Annotated in this window: 13 protein-coding genes and 1 pseudogene; 5 read left to right on the forward strand and 9 right to left on the reverse strand. The window is 59.4% G+C overall.

The annotated features are described in order from the left end of the window. Positions 1 to 486 precede the first annotated feature (486 nt). The 3 genes from BPET_RS21430 to BPET_RS21440 form a co-directional block, all read right to left on the reverse strand. Positions 487 to 1,734: a multidrug effflux MFS transporter gene (locus BPET_RS21430; RefSeq protein WP_012251111.1), complete on the reverse strand. Its 1,248-nt coding sequence runs from the start codon at positions 1,732 to 1,734 to the stop codon at positions 487 to 489. A gap of 525 nt (positions 1,735 to 2,259) precedes the next feature. Beyond that, entirely contained in the window at positions 2,260 to 3,009 is a 750-nt protein-coding gene (locus tag BPET_RS25575) for a helix-turn-helix transcriptional regulator (protein WP_158310095.1), read from the reverse strand. 409 nt (positions 3,010 to 3,418) lie between these two features. Further along, entirely contained in the window at positions 3,419 to 4,036 is a 618-nt protein-coding gene (locus tag BPET_RS21440) for a LysR substrate-binding domain-containing protein (RefSeq protein WP_012251113.1), read from the reverse strand. A 107-nt stretch (positions 4,037 to 4,143) separates the two neighbouring features. Here BPET_RS21440 and BPET_RS21445 point away from each other — a divergent pair, with 107 nt between their 5' ends. Next, positions 4,144 to 4,428, forward strand: coding sequence for a helix-turn-helix domain-containing protein (locus BPET_RS21445; RefSeq protein WP_012251114.1), 285 nt, complete (start codon positions 4,144 to 4,146; stop codon positions 4,426 to 4,428). A gap of 26 nt (positions 4,429 to 4,454) precedes the next feature. Here BPET_RS21445 and BPET_RS21450 read toward each other — a convergent pair whose 3' ends face one another. After that, the gene (locus tag BPET_RS21450; protein WP_012251115.1) at positions 4,455 to 5,348 is read right to left on the reverse strand and encodes a LysR family transcriptional regulator; all 894 of its coding nucleotides are present in this window, start codon (positions 5,346 to 5,348) and stop codon (positions 4,455 to 4,457) included. A gap of 536 nt (positions 5,349 to 5,884) precedes the next feature. On the opposite strand from BPET_RS21450, the gene BPET_RS27585 reads away from it, so the two are divergent. Then, the gene (locus BPET_RS27585) at positions 5,885 to 6,040 is read left to right on the forward strand and encodes a hypothetical protein (protein ID WP_231852732.1); all 156 of its coding nucleotides are present in this window, start codon (positions 5,885 to 5,887) and stop codon (positions 6,038 to 6,040) included. Between the two features lie 638 nt (positions 6,041 to 6,678). Here the strand turns inward: BPET_RS27585 and BPET_RS21455 are convergent. From BPET_RS21455 to BPET_RS21470, 4 genes and pseudogenes are all read right to left on the reverse strand, one after another. Further along, entirely contained in the window at positions 6,679 to 7,524 is an 846-nt protein-coding gene (locus BPET_RS21455; protein ID WP_012251116.1) for a universal stress protein, read from the reverse strand. 93 nt (positions 7,525 to 7,617) lie between these two features. After that, a complete protein-coding gene (locus tag BPET_RS21460; protein WP_012251117.1) occupies positions 7,618 to 9,090 on the reverse strand; it encodes an efflux transporter outer membrane subunit in 1,473 nt (490 codons plus the stop codon). Between the two features lie 17 nt (positions 9,091 to 9,107). Then, positions 9,108 to 9,731 (reverse strand): annotated as a pseudogene (locus tag BPET_RS21465) (efflux RND transporter permease subunit); the annotation flags it as partial. Positions 9,732 to 9,883: 152 nt separating this feature from the next. Next, positions 9,884 to 10,525, reverse strand: a complete 642-nt coding sequence (locus BPET_RS21470; RefSeq protein ID WP_012206014.1) for a substrate-binding domain-containing protein — start codon at positions 10,523 to 10,525, stop codon at positions 9,884 to 9,886. 121 nt (positions 10,526 to 10,646) lie between these two features. On the opposite strand from BPET_RS21470, the gene BPET_RS21475 reads away from it, so the two are divergent. Further along, positions 10,647 to 10,952: a helix-turn-helix domain-containing protein gene (locus BPET_RS21475; RefSeq protein ID WP_012251119.1), complete on the forward strand. Its 306-nt coding sequence runs from the start codon at positions 10,647 to 10,649 to the stop codon at positions 10,950 to 10,952. Between the two features lie 37 nt (positions 10,953 to 10,989). On the opposite strand, the gene BPET_RS21480 is transcribed toward BPET_RS21475, so the two are convergent. Continuing rightward, on the reverse strand, positions 10,990 to 11,880 hold the full coding sequence (locus BPET_RS21480; RefSeq protein ID WP_012206012.1) for a LysR family transcriptional regulator: 891 nt from the start codon (positions 11,878 to 11,880) through the stop codon (positions 10,990 to 10,992). A 279-nt stretch (positions 11,881 to 12,159) separates the two neighbouring features. Between BPET_RS21480 and BPET_RS21485 the strand changes: the two genes are divergently transcribed. Together BPET_RS21485 and BPET_RS21490 are read left to right on the forward strand one after the other, a co-directional pair. Next, positions 12,160 to 13,068: a WYL domain-containing transcriptional regulator gene (locus BPET_RS21485; protein ID WP_012206011.1), complete on the forward strand. Its 909-nt coding sequence runs from the start codon at positions 12,160 to 12,162 to the stop codon at positions 13,066 to 13,068. Positions 13,069 to 13,080: 12 nt separating this feature from the next. After that, positions 13,081 to 16,314: a DEAD/DEAH box helicase gene (locus BPET_RS21490; protein WP_012251120.1), complete on the forward strand. Its 3,234-nt coding sequence runs from the start codon at positions 13,081 to 13,083 to the stop codon at positions 16,312 to 16,314. Position 16,315 lies beyond the last annotated feature (1 nt).

Consider the following 16,315-nt stretch of genomic DNA (forward strand, 5'->3'; position numbering starts at 1 on the left):
ACGCGCGCGACGCATGAATTGTTATTTGACGTAGCCCTGTAGCCGTCTCCGTCAAAGGGCAGGCTCGAGGACTCCATCGTGTGGGCACAAGCGTCGCACACCGGCGCACCGCCTTGATAGAACATGACGTGCACGCTGCCGGTTGTTCCTCTACAGCAATCCAGTGGTGCACCACCGTCCAGACCGGACAGACTTCAGAAATTTCGTCGTGTTACTCCTAAGAGTAACCAAGAGCCGCATTCAAGAACGCTTATGCTCAACATCAAATATCAACGCTACCCCATCTGCGACTCTCGAACCTAGACTGCTAGCACGTCATCTACAGCATAAGGAGAAGCACTCATGATTCAGCAACGCCCTCTTCGGCCTGAGGCCTGGACTGCCGCCCAAACCCGCCAGGAGCAATCGTGGCTACTGCGCGTAGCACCGCAGCATGTTGAATCGATCAATAAGGCGCTGCGGCACGCCAAATCGCATGGCAAGCCTTTACTTGAATGGTGCCAGGAAGATTTCCCGCTCGACGCCGCTACCCGGGACTTCCTGCAGCATGATCGCCGCGCCGAACGCGCCAAAGCCGCAAACCGCCATGACGAGTGTCATGGGCCAGGGCGTACCGTCGGCCAGCAGACCGAGCACCGCACTGGCGCTCGCTCCCCCGCCGAACTGCATGGCCCCACCCAAGGCGGAGGCGGAACCTGCGCGATGCGGAAATGCCGACATGGCCACCGCAATCGAGTTTCCTGTGACGAAGCCGACCATCGAGAAAAAGATGACGTTCGGCACTACCAGACCGAACAGTCCGCCATAGCCGGTCCACCCGGCTACGGCTTGTACAACGCCGGCGGCGGCAGCGATGCTGGTTCCCCACAACAACAGCCGTTCGGGGCCCAGGCGCACGACCAGCCTGCGGTTCACCGCGAACATTGCCATCATGCCCACGACGTTCAAACCATAAAGAAACCCGTACATCGAAGGGGGAACGCCATAATGCGTGACGTAGGAGAAAGGGCTGCCCGCTGCGAATGCGTAGATGCCGCCATAGAAGAAGGCACTGACGAGCGTGGCGCCGAGAACGCGCCGCGTGCGCAGCATCTGCGCATAACCAAGAACGACTTGCGACAGTTTCAGCGAGACGCGGCGGGCCTGGGGCAGTGTCTCGTCCATCAAGAGCATTCCAACCATCGCGACCGCGCCAAACGCGACTTGCCCCCAGAAGATGGCCCGCCATCCAAACCAGAGAAGCCCGCCTCCAGCGAGCGGCAGCAACAGCGGGGCAAAACTGGCGGCCAACAACAACAGGGACAGGATGTCTGCGGATCGATGGTGCCCATAGACATCGCGCACTACCGCGCGGGCCAGCACGGGACCAGCGCAGGCGCCGAATGCCTGAAGCAAACGCCAGGCAATCACTTCGTGGATGCTGCTGGATAGAATGCAGCCCAAACTCGCCACGATATAGACGGAGATTGCTACCAGCAGCGGGATGCGTCTTCCGAAACTGTCGCCTACCGGCCCCCAGAATAGCTGCCCAATGCCAAAGCCCACCAGGAACGACGATAGCGTCCACTGTGCCTCGGCGGGGGAGGCATGCAGCGCAGCCGCCATGGACGGCAGGCCTGGCAGGTAGAGTTCGACGGAAGCGTTACCGAACGCCAACAGCAGGCTGAGTGTAGCGAGCAGGCGCACCGCAGCGGCACCGCTCGGCAATCCGACCGATACGGCGTTGTTTGTCATCGGGCAGGCCCCTGTTCCCAGCATCGCCGACCAATGGCCCGGCATTGCGCTGGCTGTAAAAAGCCAGGGTGGAGCATCCACCGCTGGTCACGCTGGCCAGTCATGAAAGCGCTAACCATCGGGAGCAAAAGCGTGGCGGGAGGCAGGGAACAGACGCTTGCGAGCATCTCCACGCCAGCGAAACCGCCGCGCGGATCGAGCGCCATCGAGGCGCAAGACACCCCGACGTTGTTGCTGTAAGCCGTCGACTTGCGCATGGACGGCCAGCGCTTTGGCACAGCCCGCATATGCGAGCGCGCACGTTCAGCTTGGGACATGAAGGACTCCCCCACATTGATCCTGATAGGCGAGCCAGCATAAGCCCCAGAAAAACTGGCGTCGTGCAGGATTGGAGGAGTTATGTGTACGATCGGCCACTTTGTGGCCATGCCATTGCATCGAGATCGGGTGCAGCACGACATGACAAGGCTGCACGCTCCTGATTACTCGGTGGAAGTTAACCCTCAGGCTGCGCGATCCACCACTTCAAATACTTCCTTCTTCCGAAATCTTGCGCCGGAAAACCGCGGGCGTTATCCCGAAACGGCTCTTGAATTGTCGATGGAAGTGACTGATATTTGAAAACCCGCAGTCCAGGGCAATATCGATTACAGGGGCTTCCGTGGTTGCCAACGCGATCGCCGCTTTCTGGACACGACGGCCATTGCAATATCCCACAAGGCTTTTTCCGGTATGGCCGCGAAATTCGCGGGTCAACAAACTTCTTGAGATCGCGAACTGATCGGAAATTCTTTCTATCGTAATGTGTTCCGTGAGATTTCCTTCGATCCAGGACATGATTTCCTTGATCTTGGCTTTATGGCGAAGGAGGGTATGTCCCCATGCGGTGTTCTGCTTCTTGGCGTGCAGAGTCAGCAGTAATCCCAGAGCCCCCCATTGTAAGCGCTGCGCCCAAATATCGTCCATACCAAATCCGTCGGAGATTGAATCAGCCAAATGTCTCATCCAGGACTCTTGACCATCGTGGTCTGTGGCGGTCACGCCGGCCGCGGCGAGGCCGTCGAGCATGGAAATATGCAGCGGCGGAAGATATCGAGGCAAATCTTTCGGCGGGAAGCACACGACCTTCATATGAGCGATTTCGCCCGTTTCAACGGCAAAGCGATGAAGCGTGCCTGGTGGGATGAGGATCGTTCTCAACCCGGCGAATGGAACTTCGGCCCCCTGTGTCTGCACCCACCCGTACTCGCCGCCACATAGCACAAGCTGGAACATGACATGGTCATGCCAGACTGAAGGCTCGGCTATTGCAGCGCTAAAACTCCAAAGCATGCTTTACTCCACCGTATATCGTGAGCAGTTCGATTCCCCATCATACGATGGGAAATAAGTGCCCCCTCCTGCCTTCTCCAGGCTCTCTGGCGATCCGTGTGAAATCACCTGATCATGCCGCAGTCAGCGCCAGCCACGGATTGCGCGGCAAATGCTCGAGCCTGGCGCACGGCAGGTAGGCCATGGCGATCATGGCTCTCATGGGTGGCATAGCCTTTGGGTCTGGCCTTGGCCTCCTGGATCTGGACGTTCATGGCTTCGACAAAGCCGTTGCTCAGACCCGCTGCGGAAGTATTCGACAATCCCGGCCCTGTGCTCGCCAAGCCGCTCTTCCAATAAGTTTTGGCATCGATCAGAACGCAAGAGCCCGCTGGGCCAGACGATCGAGCGCCGCCAGACGCTGTGACTCAGGTTCGAGAAGGTATGTACTGAGGGCGGGCTCACTACCCGCCAAGGGGCGTACCAGGATGTTCGGCGTGTGCATCCACGCCATACGTGAGTGCACCCCGACGCCAATCCCGTACCCACTTGAAATCAGCATCGCCATCAGCTCGTAGGAACACACCGCGACCCCACCAGGGCGCGAGGTGAACAGTGCGTCGACGATGCTGCTGACCGGCTCGCACGCCGGCGATTGCCATCGAATGAGCGGATAGCGCGCGGCTTCCTCCGGCGGCACGGCATCGAAAAGCCGAAGAGGAGATTGCGCTGGCATGGCAACAGCCAGTTGTTCCTGCCAAAGAACGCGGGCGCGCAAGGGTGATCCCGCGAAGTTGGTGAGCGCAAAGCCGCCATCGTATCGGCCGTCCAGTAAGCCACGATACTGCTCTGCCAGCGCGACCTCGTGCAACCGAACGGGGGGCTGCGGTTCCTCCGCGCGCTGGTGTACCAGCAGCGACGCTAGTCGGGGCGATAGCGTACCGAAGGACACGGCGATTCTGAGCGGCGACGGATTGGTACACGCACGCATGGCGGCCTTTCCCCAATCTTCACGGTGTGCGAACGGCCCGTTGGAAGATCACTGATAAGTTAAATTTAACGTGGTTTAGTTTATGCTAATAGTCGACGCTTTTTCTGATGCAGAAGCGTGCGGTTAAAAAGGGGCGACCCCGAGGCAGTAAAACCTTCGAAGGCGGTCCGGCCCAAGCCTTCGGCGCCGCTGTTCGCGCAGCGCGAATGCAGCGGGGTTTGGCCCAGGAAACGTTGGCGTATCTCGCAGGCATTGAACGCTCCCATATGGGAAAAATCGAACGGGGCGGACACCTGCCCACCCTGGTGCTCATCCTGAGAATCGCCAAGGCCTTGGAATGTTCAGCCGCAGAACTGATCGCGGCCACCGAAGCCAACTTACCGAAAGATTAGCGGCCTGACGCTTTTCCATAAAGAGTTCATATGGACAGCTCGGCGCTCTCCATAACGCGGGCAATGAACCCACCCAGTTGCGGTGGCGGATCAATCTCGGGTGTCAACAGATACGTCGTCAGTGTAGCTCCGGTAATGTCCAGTGCACGTGCAACGACCTCGGGGTGCCGGCGAATCGCGACATGCCCGGTCGTGGAGAATCCCAGACCATAACCGGCGGCTACGAGTGTGAGCATCATGTCGACCGACGTGGCGTATTCAACGACAAGCGGTTCCCGGTCTGCGTTGCGCAGGATACGTTTGAGCTGATGGTTGCATCCTGCGCATATCTCGGGATGGCACATCACAATCGGATAACGCAATACTTCGTTCAGGGGTATCTCTTTGTATGTCAGTAATGGGTGGCGTGTCGACACCGTGACAACCAATGGGTCAAACCAGATCGGTTGCGCGATGATGGCATCGCCTACGTCGGCGGAACCGGAAAAACCGGCGTCGAAGGTCCCGTCGCGCAGCCCACGCAGTTGAACCGACAGCGGCACTTCGCTGAGCCGCACGTCGATATCTGGGTCTTCCTCGCGGCAGCGGGCTAGAATCCTAGCCAGACGGGGCTGGGCCACGCCGTCGGAGACGGCGATCCGTAAAGTGCTTCGGTAGCCCGACGCGGCCGCCTTCACACTTTGCTTGGCGTGGTTCAGTGCCATGAACACATGGCGTACTTCGTCAAGAAATACTCGTCCAGGGTGCGTCAGCTGTGTGCCGCGCCGGTCACGCCTGAACAAGACGATCCCTAACTCCTCTTCAAGTTCCTTGATCGTTCGGGATAATGGCGAGGGCTCGATGTGTAGTCGCTCTGCAGCGCGAGAGAAGTGCAATTCCTCGGCGACGGCCATAAAGCTCCGAAGGTGCCGCAGATCCATGAGGTCTCCCCATTTCAATTGCATATGACATTCAATGGACCTGGCAAGCGCCAGGCAAATATCACGATATTTTTATACCCGATGTATCTTCAAACCTTGTGAATGTAATGAAGTCTCCAACCGTTGATTGTCGTTAGTATAGGAAGAAATCACGCGAATGATGCTCCCCAAAGTCAATGCTCGCGCGGGTCTTCTGGTATGTATTACGAGTACGTGACTAATATTTGGGATAATTCGAGCCAATTGCTGTGGCAAATGCTCTATTTGGTGCTTTAAGGGCCAAATTATTCTGAATTAATACCATCGTAATGACACGAAAGTTTGAGAATATTTTCAGGTTCAAAATCATTCGACCTAGAGTTGAGCATAAGGCGTTGTATCCCCGGATCAACGCGGCGTGATACTTGAAGAGACCAGGGGCTTCTCGTTAATCAAGATCATGGTCGTCGTGGTGATCATGAGCATCCTCGTAGCGTTGATCGCACCCAATCTGACGGATCGTCCCGACCAAGCTCGCGCGACCGCTGGGCGCCACCATGCAAGCGCTCAAACTCTGCTGGCTCGACAACGGCCTGCCCGACGGCATCAGCGAACTGGGCCGACTAACACTAGGTTTTGCCAACGTCAACCTGCAAGCCAGTGAGCGGATCGATGCCAATAACGCCGGGACGCTGAAGGCATACCAATTCTAGGGCGACTATGTGACCGGAGAGGGCTGCCGCTACAGTGGCGGCAGTCTGCATGCCGTCATCCCGCTACGGACGGGCGAAGCCGGTTCGACAACCTTACCGATACGACTCAGGACCACTACGTCACATGTCCACTCCTGTTTTCAGAAGGCCAATCGTCCTTGCCAAGGAACAATGTTGGGCAAGCCATGTTTACAGCCAAACGCTCGGGCGAGCTCAACGCAGGCACGCAATCCGGGTACGCAAAGTCTATGACTACCAACTCCGCGTGCCGTGAAAGGGTTGCAAGATGCGTGACCGCTACGTCGAGATCGAACAACAGGATTTCGATCGTAATCTGGTATCGACGTTCGAGTTCCTTTAGCCGATAGCCCGCGGCCCCAATTGCGAGCGACCGAGTGAAACGCGAATGTGAGTCCGAAATCGGGATTGTTGGAAGAATGGCAATTAGAGTTACGTCGAGCGTGCGCGCATAATGTGCACCGAACACCTCCGCTGAGCTACTTCCAGATGGCGGAAGCACCGCGATAAGGGCGTCGCGGTGCCAATTGCGTTGCCGCTTTGTTCTTTCGCGCTTTGAAGCGCCACGTACATCTATGGGAGCCGTATTCGCATTCCGTCGCATGGCTATCTCGAACCGGTCAACGAGACACAAATAGGGGCAACGGCACCTCGGCCAGCAACGTGCGACTCACCCCTCCCAGGATGGCTTCACTGATTCGGAGGCGGCTATAAGCACCAAAAACAATCAGGTCCGAATTTACCTCGGCGGCGTGGCTGACGAGCACCTCGGCTGTCGGCTTACCGTCCGACCTGATGCGTTGGACATCTACGCGCACACCGTGACGGGCCAAATAGAGGGCCATATCGGCGCCGGGCTCCGGTTCATGCTCTTCGGCCTCGTGTTCTGGATCGATACTGAGTAAGTTGACCGATTCTGCGGCGATTAACAATGGGAGCGCATCGGCGACCGCCCGACGAGCCTGGCGGCTGGCATTCCACCCCACCGTAATACGACGGGCGACGGGACGTGTGCCCCAACTGCGGGGAACGATGAGAATGGGGTTGCCCGTCCGTTGCAACACACTGGCCGATGACCAGGGGAAGGGAACACCAGGGGCGTCTGGATGACTGACCACCAACAGGTCACAGTAGAGCGAGCGCAAACCTGTCTCCACATCCAGGTCGCCGTAAGGAATCACGCGAAGCTCGGCGGTAATGCCGTACCGATTGGCGACCGTGGCGAGGTATTGCCCGGCGCGAATCAGGTGCGTATGCATGAGGGCCTGTCGTTGTTGAATGACCTCGGCAATAGCCTCGCCTCGGGCAAATCCGTCCGCGACAAGGGCACCGGTGTATCTGGTAGTGGTGATGGCGATCAGGTGAGAATTCTGTGATCCCGCCAGTCGAGCGGCCGTATCCAGGATGCGTCGTCCCGCTTCACTCTCGTCGAAAAATACCGCGATATCCTTAAGCGTATGCATCATGTCTCCTCCTGACTCGCTGATTAATGAATTGGTCGCTAGCTTGAAGAAGGTCGCAAGAATGCATTGCCAATTTCCAGAGCGACGCCCGGCAATCTAATTCACTTCTGCCTTCGATCCGGTCACTACGGTGCTACCCATGCTTTCTGGGGTATCGCCGAGTTGTTGTGAATCCCAGCTACCGCCTACCGCCCTGAATAAGCGCACAAGCGAGATCTGGTACTGCGTAGATACATCACTCAAACTAATCCGATCGAAGAAATTGCTTCGTTGACTGTCCAAGAAGCGCATGTATCCATCCAGGCCTTGGATGTACCGCGCTTCAGCCAGACGCAGGCCGGTCGTACTCGCCTCGGCGAGCCGGGTACGGGCTTGCCATTCGCGGTCGAGGGTCCGGCGCGCATCCAGGGCGTCCGAGACCTCGCGGAATGCCTGCTGAATGGCCTTCTCGTAATCTGAGATAGCAGCATCCCGTCTCACCTTGGCCAAATCCAGATTGGCGACATTGACTCCCCCACGGAAAATGGGCAGGTTGATCTGCGGAAGGAACGACCAAGCCCGGCTGCCGGAATCAAAAAGTCCCGATAACTCGCTACTGGCGGTGCCGAATGCACCGGTCAACGTGATGGATGGAAAGAACGCGGCACGGGCAGCGCCAATATCGGCGTTTCGCGCCATCAGGCGGTATTCCGCAGCGCGAATATCAGGACGACGCGTCAGCAGATCCGATGTCAGGCCAGCCTCGACGACACTGGACACGATCTGGCCGGTGGCAACCGTGCGCACCAAGCTGTTGCGGTCGGCGCCATTGCCGACCAGCAGCGCCAGCGCGTTGCGCGCTTGCTGATACTCCCGTTCAGTGCGTTCAAGGTCCGCCCTTGCGGCCTCGGTGAGCGCTAAAGCATCCTGGTAGTCCAGGGTGGAGGCGACCCCGCTATCATGTCGACTACGGATGAGCTCCAGCGAAGCCAAACGCGTGGTGAGGGTTTCCTGTGTCAACTGAAGCCGCCTCAGAGCCCCATCGGCGGCTATGTACGCTTCCAGCACCTCGCCGATAAGGCTGATTTGGACCGTCCGAGCGGCCTCTTCCGTCGCGAGATACTCTCGCAACGCCGCTTCAGAGAGACTGCGGACCCGTCCGAACAGGTCTATCTCGTAGGCGTTCAAACCTACACCGACTTGATAGCTGCTTTGCACGCCCGATTGTCCGTCTGGGTTGAGATCTGCCGGGCCACGCTGGCGCTCTCCCTCAGCGTAAATGCCGACGTCCGGCAGTCGGGCTGCGCGGGTGATCCGGTACTGGGCGCGGGCGGCCTCAATGCTGAGCACAGCTTTGCGCAAATCCCGGTTATTTTCTAGTGCCGCCTGCACGAGACCGCGCGCTTCATCATTCACGACGAACGACCGCCACCCCAGCTCAGCAAAGTCAGAGGTGTTGGCTGTGGTCTGTGCGCCCGTCGGCCACACGGCGGGGATAGGAGCAACCGGGCGTTGGTGCTCCGGCGCTAGCGAACATGCGGAGAGCATTCCGAGCGCCAGCACGCCTAGGAGCAAATACTGCGCTTTCATCGTTTTTCTACCTCTGATCATTTCTCGGCAGCCCGTTCCTGTGGGACCGCATCGGCGTCGTGCGGACGTCGACTCAGGCGCGCGACCTGCTTCATCACCCAGACATAAAAGACCGGCACGAAGATCACGCCCAAAGTGGTCGCCGCCAACATCCCTCCGATGACGCCCGTGCCCAGCGCGCGCTGGCTGGCTGCGCCCGCACCCGCAGCGATGGCCAACGGCACGACACCGAGAATGAATGCCAGAGAGGTCATCAGGATCGGGCGAAAGCGCATTTTCGCCGCCGTCACTGCGGCCTCCATGGCGGTGTGTCCCTCGCTGCGCAGATCCTTTGCGAACTCGACGATCAGGATCGCGTTCTTAGCAGCCAGACCGATAACGGTGATCAGACCCACCTTGAAGTAGACGTCGTTGGGCATGCCGACGACGGTGACGGCGAGCACGGCACCGATAGCGCCGATTGGAACGATCAACATCACGGACAGCGGGATCGACCAGCTCTCATACAACGCCACCAGCAGGAGGAATACCACCAAGATGGCTAGTGCAAACAGGCCAAGCGCCTGGGAACCCGCGACCTTCTCCTGGAACGATAGGCCAGTCCATTCGTAGCCGATCCCAGTTGGTAACGTAGCGGCGATGGGAATCACCCAAGGCAGCCAACCCATTGATTAATAAAGATTTTTTCTGGTTATTAAAACCAGAAGTGGCCTCTGAATATACCACATCACCCCTCTTGGCGAAAGGCATAAATCCACCGCCTTCTGCTGGCAGCTACCGACAGCCACTGCGATCAGGAAGGGAGCGCTTTTGCGATCTGCAGTGCCCTGCGCTCGAACCGTTCGGAAACAGGGTTCGCTTGCCCCTGGGGCCTATGCAGGTGCGCCACGATTTCGTAGGGGCCGTCGTCCAGTGGTCGCATGCTGACTCCCCATCCAGGGGCGTGCTTGATACGCGATTGTGCGGATACCCCGACACCGTAGCCGGCAGAAACCCATAGCGCCATCATCTCGAAGGAAGTCACGTACTGAAGGTTCTGCGGGTCAGCAGGCAGACGCGCGAGCAGCCGACGATCCAGCGAAGAACAGGTCTCAGCCTCCCAGCGAAAGATCGGATAGTTCTGGAGGTCGGCGATGGTGAGCGATGCCTGCTCAAGCAAGGGAAGCCTCAGCGGTATCGCAACGGCCATGTGCTCAATCCACAAGGGCTGGGTTTGGATGGCCGGATCGCTCGACCCTTGAAGCGACAGCCCTACGTCATAGCGGCCTTCACGGAGTCCATCAAGCAACTCGTCACCAGCAACCTCAAAGAACGCGATGCTGACCTCGGGTTCTTCGGCACGTTGCAGCGCGAGTAGCACCGAAAGCTGCGATGACGATACGCCTGGCGCTATCGCAAGCCTGAGGTGGGCGGGTTGGCTGGTGAGGTTGTCCATGGAGAACCCACAGAAGCGACGAAGCGGGTCAAGGGAAAACCAGCATCATAGTAAAGAGAGAACTTTAACGTCTATATGTTTAACGTGGTTAATTTAAGAGGTTTGTTTGACGCTTCTGTCGATGCAGAAGCTTACTATTCAGCCAGGTCGTCCACCTGGCACACCCACCTATGAATCCGAACCAGCATTAGCTTTCGGGCGGGCCGTGCGTGCCGCTCGCGTCGCGCAAGGCGTCGCTCAAGACGACTTTGCATTTCAGGCTGGAATATCGCGTTCGCACATGGGCAAGATCGAGCGCGGGGAGCATGTGCCTACGCTTCCCCTGATACTGAAAATTGCTACCGCGCTCGGGATCAGCGCCAGCGAGTTGATGGCGGCGACTGAAAAAAACCTCAACTCTGGCAGTGAGCTGCAAGGCTCGCCATAAGCGGCCGCGAACTTCAGTTACGGCCCTTGCCGCCGCATCAATCGCCCGAGTGCTCGCGCAGGCGCGCGATGAATCGCTCCACCGACACCGGCGAGTCCTCGCCGGCGGGCCGTAGCAAGTAGGTCGTGATGACTGCGGAATCCATGGCCAGAGGGCGGATCACCACGTCGGGGCGCAGGCTCGCCGCGATCCTGGTTTCGGTGATGAAGCCTACCCCGTAGCCGGCACCGACCAGGGTGAGCATCATGTCCAATGACGACACGTGCTCGGCGACGTCGGGTGGACGCTCCAAAGGCCGCAGCAGCCGCGCCAGTTCACGATAGTAGCCTTCGCATACCTGCGGATCGCATAAGACCAGTGGGTAGATCGCAAGCTGATGCAGCGGAACAGCCTTGTGTGAAAGCAAAGGATGCCGGGCGGGCACGGCAACCACCAGCGGATCGTGCCAGAGTGGCTCGGTAACGATGCCGTCGCCGACCTCCGCCGTGTGCGCAAACCCGATCGAGAAGTCGCCTGAGCGCAAACCACGCAACTGATCGGCTAACGGCACTTCCGACAGGCGAATCTCGATCTCCGGCTCTTCCTCGCGGCAGCGGGCCAGGAGGGCCGACAGCCTGGGATCGATTGCACCGTCGGATACGGCAATGCGAAGGCTTCCGCTCAGGCCCGCAGCGACCGCCTGTACGTTCTCCTGAGCCTGTTTGAGGACGGCGAACACTCTGCGCACATCTTGCAGGAACGTTGCTCCCGCCTCGGTCAGTACCGTGCCTCGGCGGTTGCGCTCGAAGAGCACCACACCCAGATCATCCTCAAGCTCTTTGATGGCGCGGGACAAGGGTGGCTGTTCGATATGCAGGCGCTCTGCGGCCCGTGTGAAGTGCAGCTCTTCTGCGAGAGCCACAAAGCAGCGAAGGTGTCGCAGTTCCATGGGTCGTGCTCCTGTTCCGTATCAGCGATCTATTCGCACCAGCTCTCGTCCGCAGTGACCTGCTGGATGCACGTCCAGTCCACGTCACTCCTGGCGCGCTGCGCTGGACTGAAGCGCCTGCCAGTCCACGCCGGATCACTCATTTGCGCCTCAAAAATGGTTATCATAATGCAGCTAACTAGTGAATCAACTTAGATTTATAGACGTCTTTCCACACAGACCATATACTTTCTGCAGAAATTTACACGAGCATTCGCTAACCCGAACGAGCCAGTCAGGATGCCCCACCAACAGCTTGCCAATCTCACCCAGCCACAGCGTGACCGCCTCGCGTTCGTGGAATTGCGTCTGCGCTTCATTGGGGAGATGCGCCGCCAGGACTTGGTCGCGCGTTTTGGTATCCAGTCCGCTGCCGCGTCCAGGGATCTGGCGCTGTACAAGGACTTGGCTCCGGGCAATATCGACTACGACGGCAAAGGCAAGTTCTACGTCCTGGGTTCGAGCTTCCAGCCGATCTTCGATTTCCCACCCGAGCGGGTGTTGTCGTGGCTGACCCAGGGGTTTGGCGACGGTGAACCGATGCACATCAAGGCGTGGGTGGCCAGCGAGAGCCCGTCCCGGCTCACTCACCCTGACCTGGCAATCTTGGCGAGCGTCACTCGGGCCATTCATTACGAGTGCCCGCTCGGCATCGAGTACCACTCCATCTCCAGCGGTCGCACCGCGCGGGAGATCGTCCCGTTCGCGCTGATCGACAACGGCCTGCGCTGGCACGTGCGCGCCTTCGACCGCAAATCGCAGGAGTTCCGCGATTTCGTCCTCACCCGGATCAAGCGCCCTGTGGTGCGCAAGGGGCAGCCCGTAGAGTCCCACGAGATGAGCGATCAAGACATCCAGTGGACCCGGATTGTCGAGCTGGAGCTGGTCCCTCATCCCGACCAGCCTCGGCCAGAAATCACCGAAATGGACTACGGCATGCAGGGTGGTGCGCTGCACATGAAGCTGCGCGCCGCCACGGCGGGCTACATCCTGCGCAAATGGAGTGTGGACTGTTCCCCCGACCATCGCCTGCGCGGCCCGGAGTACCGGCTTTGGTTGAAAGACCATCTGGCGATCTACGGCGTGCGCAATGCGGTGCTGGCGCCGGGGTATGCGCCGCCAAGCGCAGAAACGTCGATTGATGACTGAACGGAAGCGACCATGAAGCTGATCCAAAACACCGGAACACAGCGCGTCATCGACTTGATGAGGCCCAACCTCAAACACGGCAACCGACTCGACTGTGTAACGCCTTCGTTTTCTCTCTACGCCTTCGCAGAAATCCGGGAGGCGTTGTCCGCTCTGGATCGAGTCCAATTGATCGTGCCTCCCGATAATGAGGCGCTCGAACTCCTGGGCACGGAGGGCGACCGCGCTGCGCGCAATCGTCTGCAGGCACGTTGGCTGGCCAATCAGTGCGCGAAATGGATCAGTGGAAAAGTAGCGCTCCGGCGGGCATCGAGGTCGGTGCCACAGGGGGCTGCTGTCTTGCGCAGCCCGGATGGGACACCTGCACAAGTGGTTCTGGGCTCCTTTGCCTTCAACACATCTGGCCTTGGCCTGACGCCAGGCAATCCATTGAACCTGATTCAGGCGTCAGAAACGGCCGAGGAAGCCGCGCAGCTCGCCCAATGGTTCGATCACCAGTGGGCAGCCTTGCAAACTGCTGCTTCAACCGACCCCGAGGGTCAGGAAGAAGAGCACGAATCCGTTCTTGAGGCGTTGCGAGCCCTTGGCGAACACCGTGACCCGTTCACTATCTACACCTTGATGCTGCACCGCCTGTTTCAGGACAGCGGTGACGAGATGGACGAGGAGCGCATCGTCAAGTCTGCCACTGGCATCCGTAATACCGTGGTGTGGAAAAAGCTCTTTAAGTTTCAACGCGATGGTGTGGTGGGTGCCATCGACAAGCTGAACCGCTTTGGCGGCTGCATCATCGCCGACAGTGTAGGGCTGGGTAAAACCTTTGAAGCTCTGGCCATCATCAAGTATCACGAGCTGCGCAACGACCGCGTTCTGGTGCTGGCGCCCAAACGCCTGCGCGACAACTGGACGCTCTACAAGGCCAACGACAAGCGCAACATCCTTGCGGCTGATCGGTTCAACTACGACGTGCTCAACCACACCGATTTGTCGCGCGATGGCGGCCTGTCGGGTGACATCGACCTGTCTCATGTGAACTGGGGCAACTACGACCTGGTGGTGATCGACGAGTCGCACAATTTCCGCAACAAGGCCACGCACAAGGGCAAGGAATCGCGCTACGACCGCCTGATGCGACGCATCATCCGTGAAGGCGTCAAGACCCGCGTGCTGATGCTCTCGGCCACGCCGGTGAACAATCGCCTGGCCGACCTGCGCAACCAGATTGCCTTTGCCACCGAAGGCGATGACGCCGCCCTGATGGAGCATGGCATCGCCAGCATCGAGGCCACGACCCGCAAGGCGCAGGCGCAATTCAATCGCTGGCTGGCGCTGGACGAAGCTGAAAAGACCCCCAGTCAGTTGGTAGAAATGCTGGGGTTCGACTACTTCACCCTGTTGGACCATCTCACCATTGCCCGCTCCAGGCGGCATGTTGAGAAGTATTACGGTACCAGCGAGACCGGCCGCTTCCCTGACAGACTGCCGCCCATCAACATCAAGGCCGACGTGGACCTTGCGGGCGAATTCCGTGCCATCCGCGACATCAACCAGGAAATCCGTCGGCTCACGCTCGCCAGCTACGCGCCGCTGCGCTATGTGCTGCCCCACAAGCAGGCGGCCTACGACGCCAAATACAGCACCCAGGTGCGTGGCGGCGAAGGTTTCTTCCGCCAGGCGGATCGTGAGGAAAGCCTGATCCACCTGCTGCGCGTGAACGTGCTCAAACGCATGGAAAGCTGTGTATCGGCCTTCACCCTGACCGTGCAGCGCCAACTCAAGGATGTAGAGAACACACTGGCACGCATCGAATCCCATGCCGAAGCACTGGAGGAAATCGACATTGCCGACGTCGATATCGACGACCCGGCGTTCGAAGCCTTGCTGGTCGGTCGCAAGGTCAAGGTGCTGCTGGGCGATGTGGATCTGATCCGCTGGAAGCAGGATCTGCTGGAAGACCGCAACCGCCTGGCGACCCTGCTGGCGGCAGCGCGCCAAGTGGATGCCGCACGTGATGCCAAGCTGGCGGCCCTGCGCGACATGATTGCCCGCAAATGTGCCCAGCCCATCAACACCCACGATGGCAAAGCCAACCGCAAGATCATCGTGTTCACGGCCTTCTCGGACACGGCGCACTATCTCTACGCCCAACTTGCCCCCTGGGCCAGGGATACGCTGGGCATACATGCGGCGGTCGTCACCGGCAGCGCCGGCATCCAGGCCACGTTGCCGGGCCTGCGCAAAGGCATGGGCGATGTGCTTTCGGCCTTCGCGCCGCGCGCCAAGGAACGCCCGCAAGACATGGCGGGTGACGGCGAGATCGACTTGCTGATCGCCACCGATTGCATCTCCGAAGGGCAGAACCTGCAAGACTGCGACTGGCTGATCAACTACGACATCCACTGGAACCCGGTGCGCATCATCCAGCGCTTCGGGCGCATCGACCGCATCGGCTCGCCCAACCAGCGCATCCAGCTCGTGAACTTCTGGCCCAACATGGAGCTGGAGGAATACATCAACCTGGAGCAGCGCGTCAGCGGTCGCATGGTACTGCTCGATGTCTCGGCCACGGGCGAAGAAAACCTGATCGAGCAGCAGTCCGGCAACGCCATGAACGACCTGGAGTACCGGCGCAAGCAGCTGCTCAAATTGCAGGACACGGTCATCGACATGGAAGACCTGTCCACTGGCGTGGCGATTACCGACCTCACCCTGACCGACTTCCGCATCGACCTCGCGCAGTTCCTTAAAAGCCACCCCGGCAAGCTGGACACCCAGCCGCTGGGGGCTTTTGCGGTCACCACCACGCTGGATGCCGACATTCCCCCTGGCGTGATCTTTTGCCTGCAAGCCTGCGGCCCGACGGCAAAATCCGCTGCGTCGTCCGACTACCCGCTCGCGCCGCACTACCTGGTGCATGTCGGCGATGACGGCCACGTATTGTTGCCCTACCCGCAGGCCAAGCGCATCCTGGATCGCCTCAAGCGCCTGGCGCTGGGGCGAGAACGGCCGGATGACAGTGCCTGCGCGCGCTTCGACAAGGCGACAAAAAGCGGTGAGGACATGCGCCACGCCCAGAAGCTGCTGGCCGCCGCGGTGGCCTCCGTCGCCGGCAAGCATGAGGAACGAGCCGTTGCCAGCCTCTTCACACCTGGCGGCACGCACGCCATGAAGGGCGAGTTCGCTGGTAGTGACGACTTCGAGGTGGTGGCATTTCTGGTGGTGCTGCCCGAGCATGAAGCGGCATGAC

Origin of the sequence: Bordetella petrii (assembly GCF_000067205.1) — a bacterium.
Lineage (GTDB): Bacteria > Pseudomonadota > Gammaproteobacteria > Burkholderiales > Burkholderiaceae_B > Bordetella_A > Bordetella_A petrii.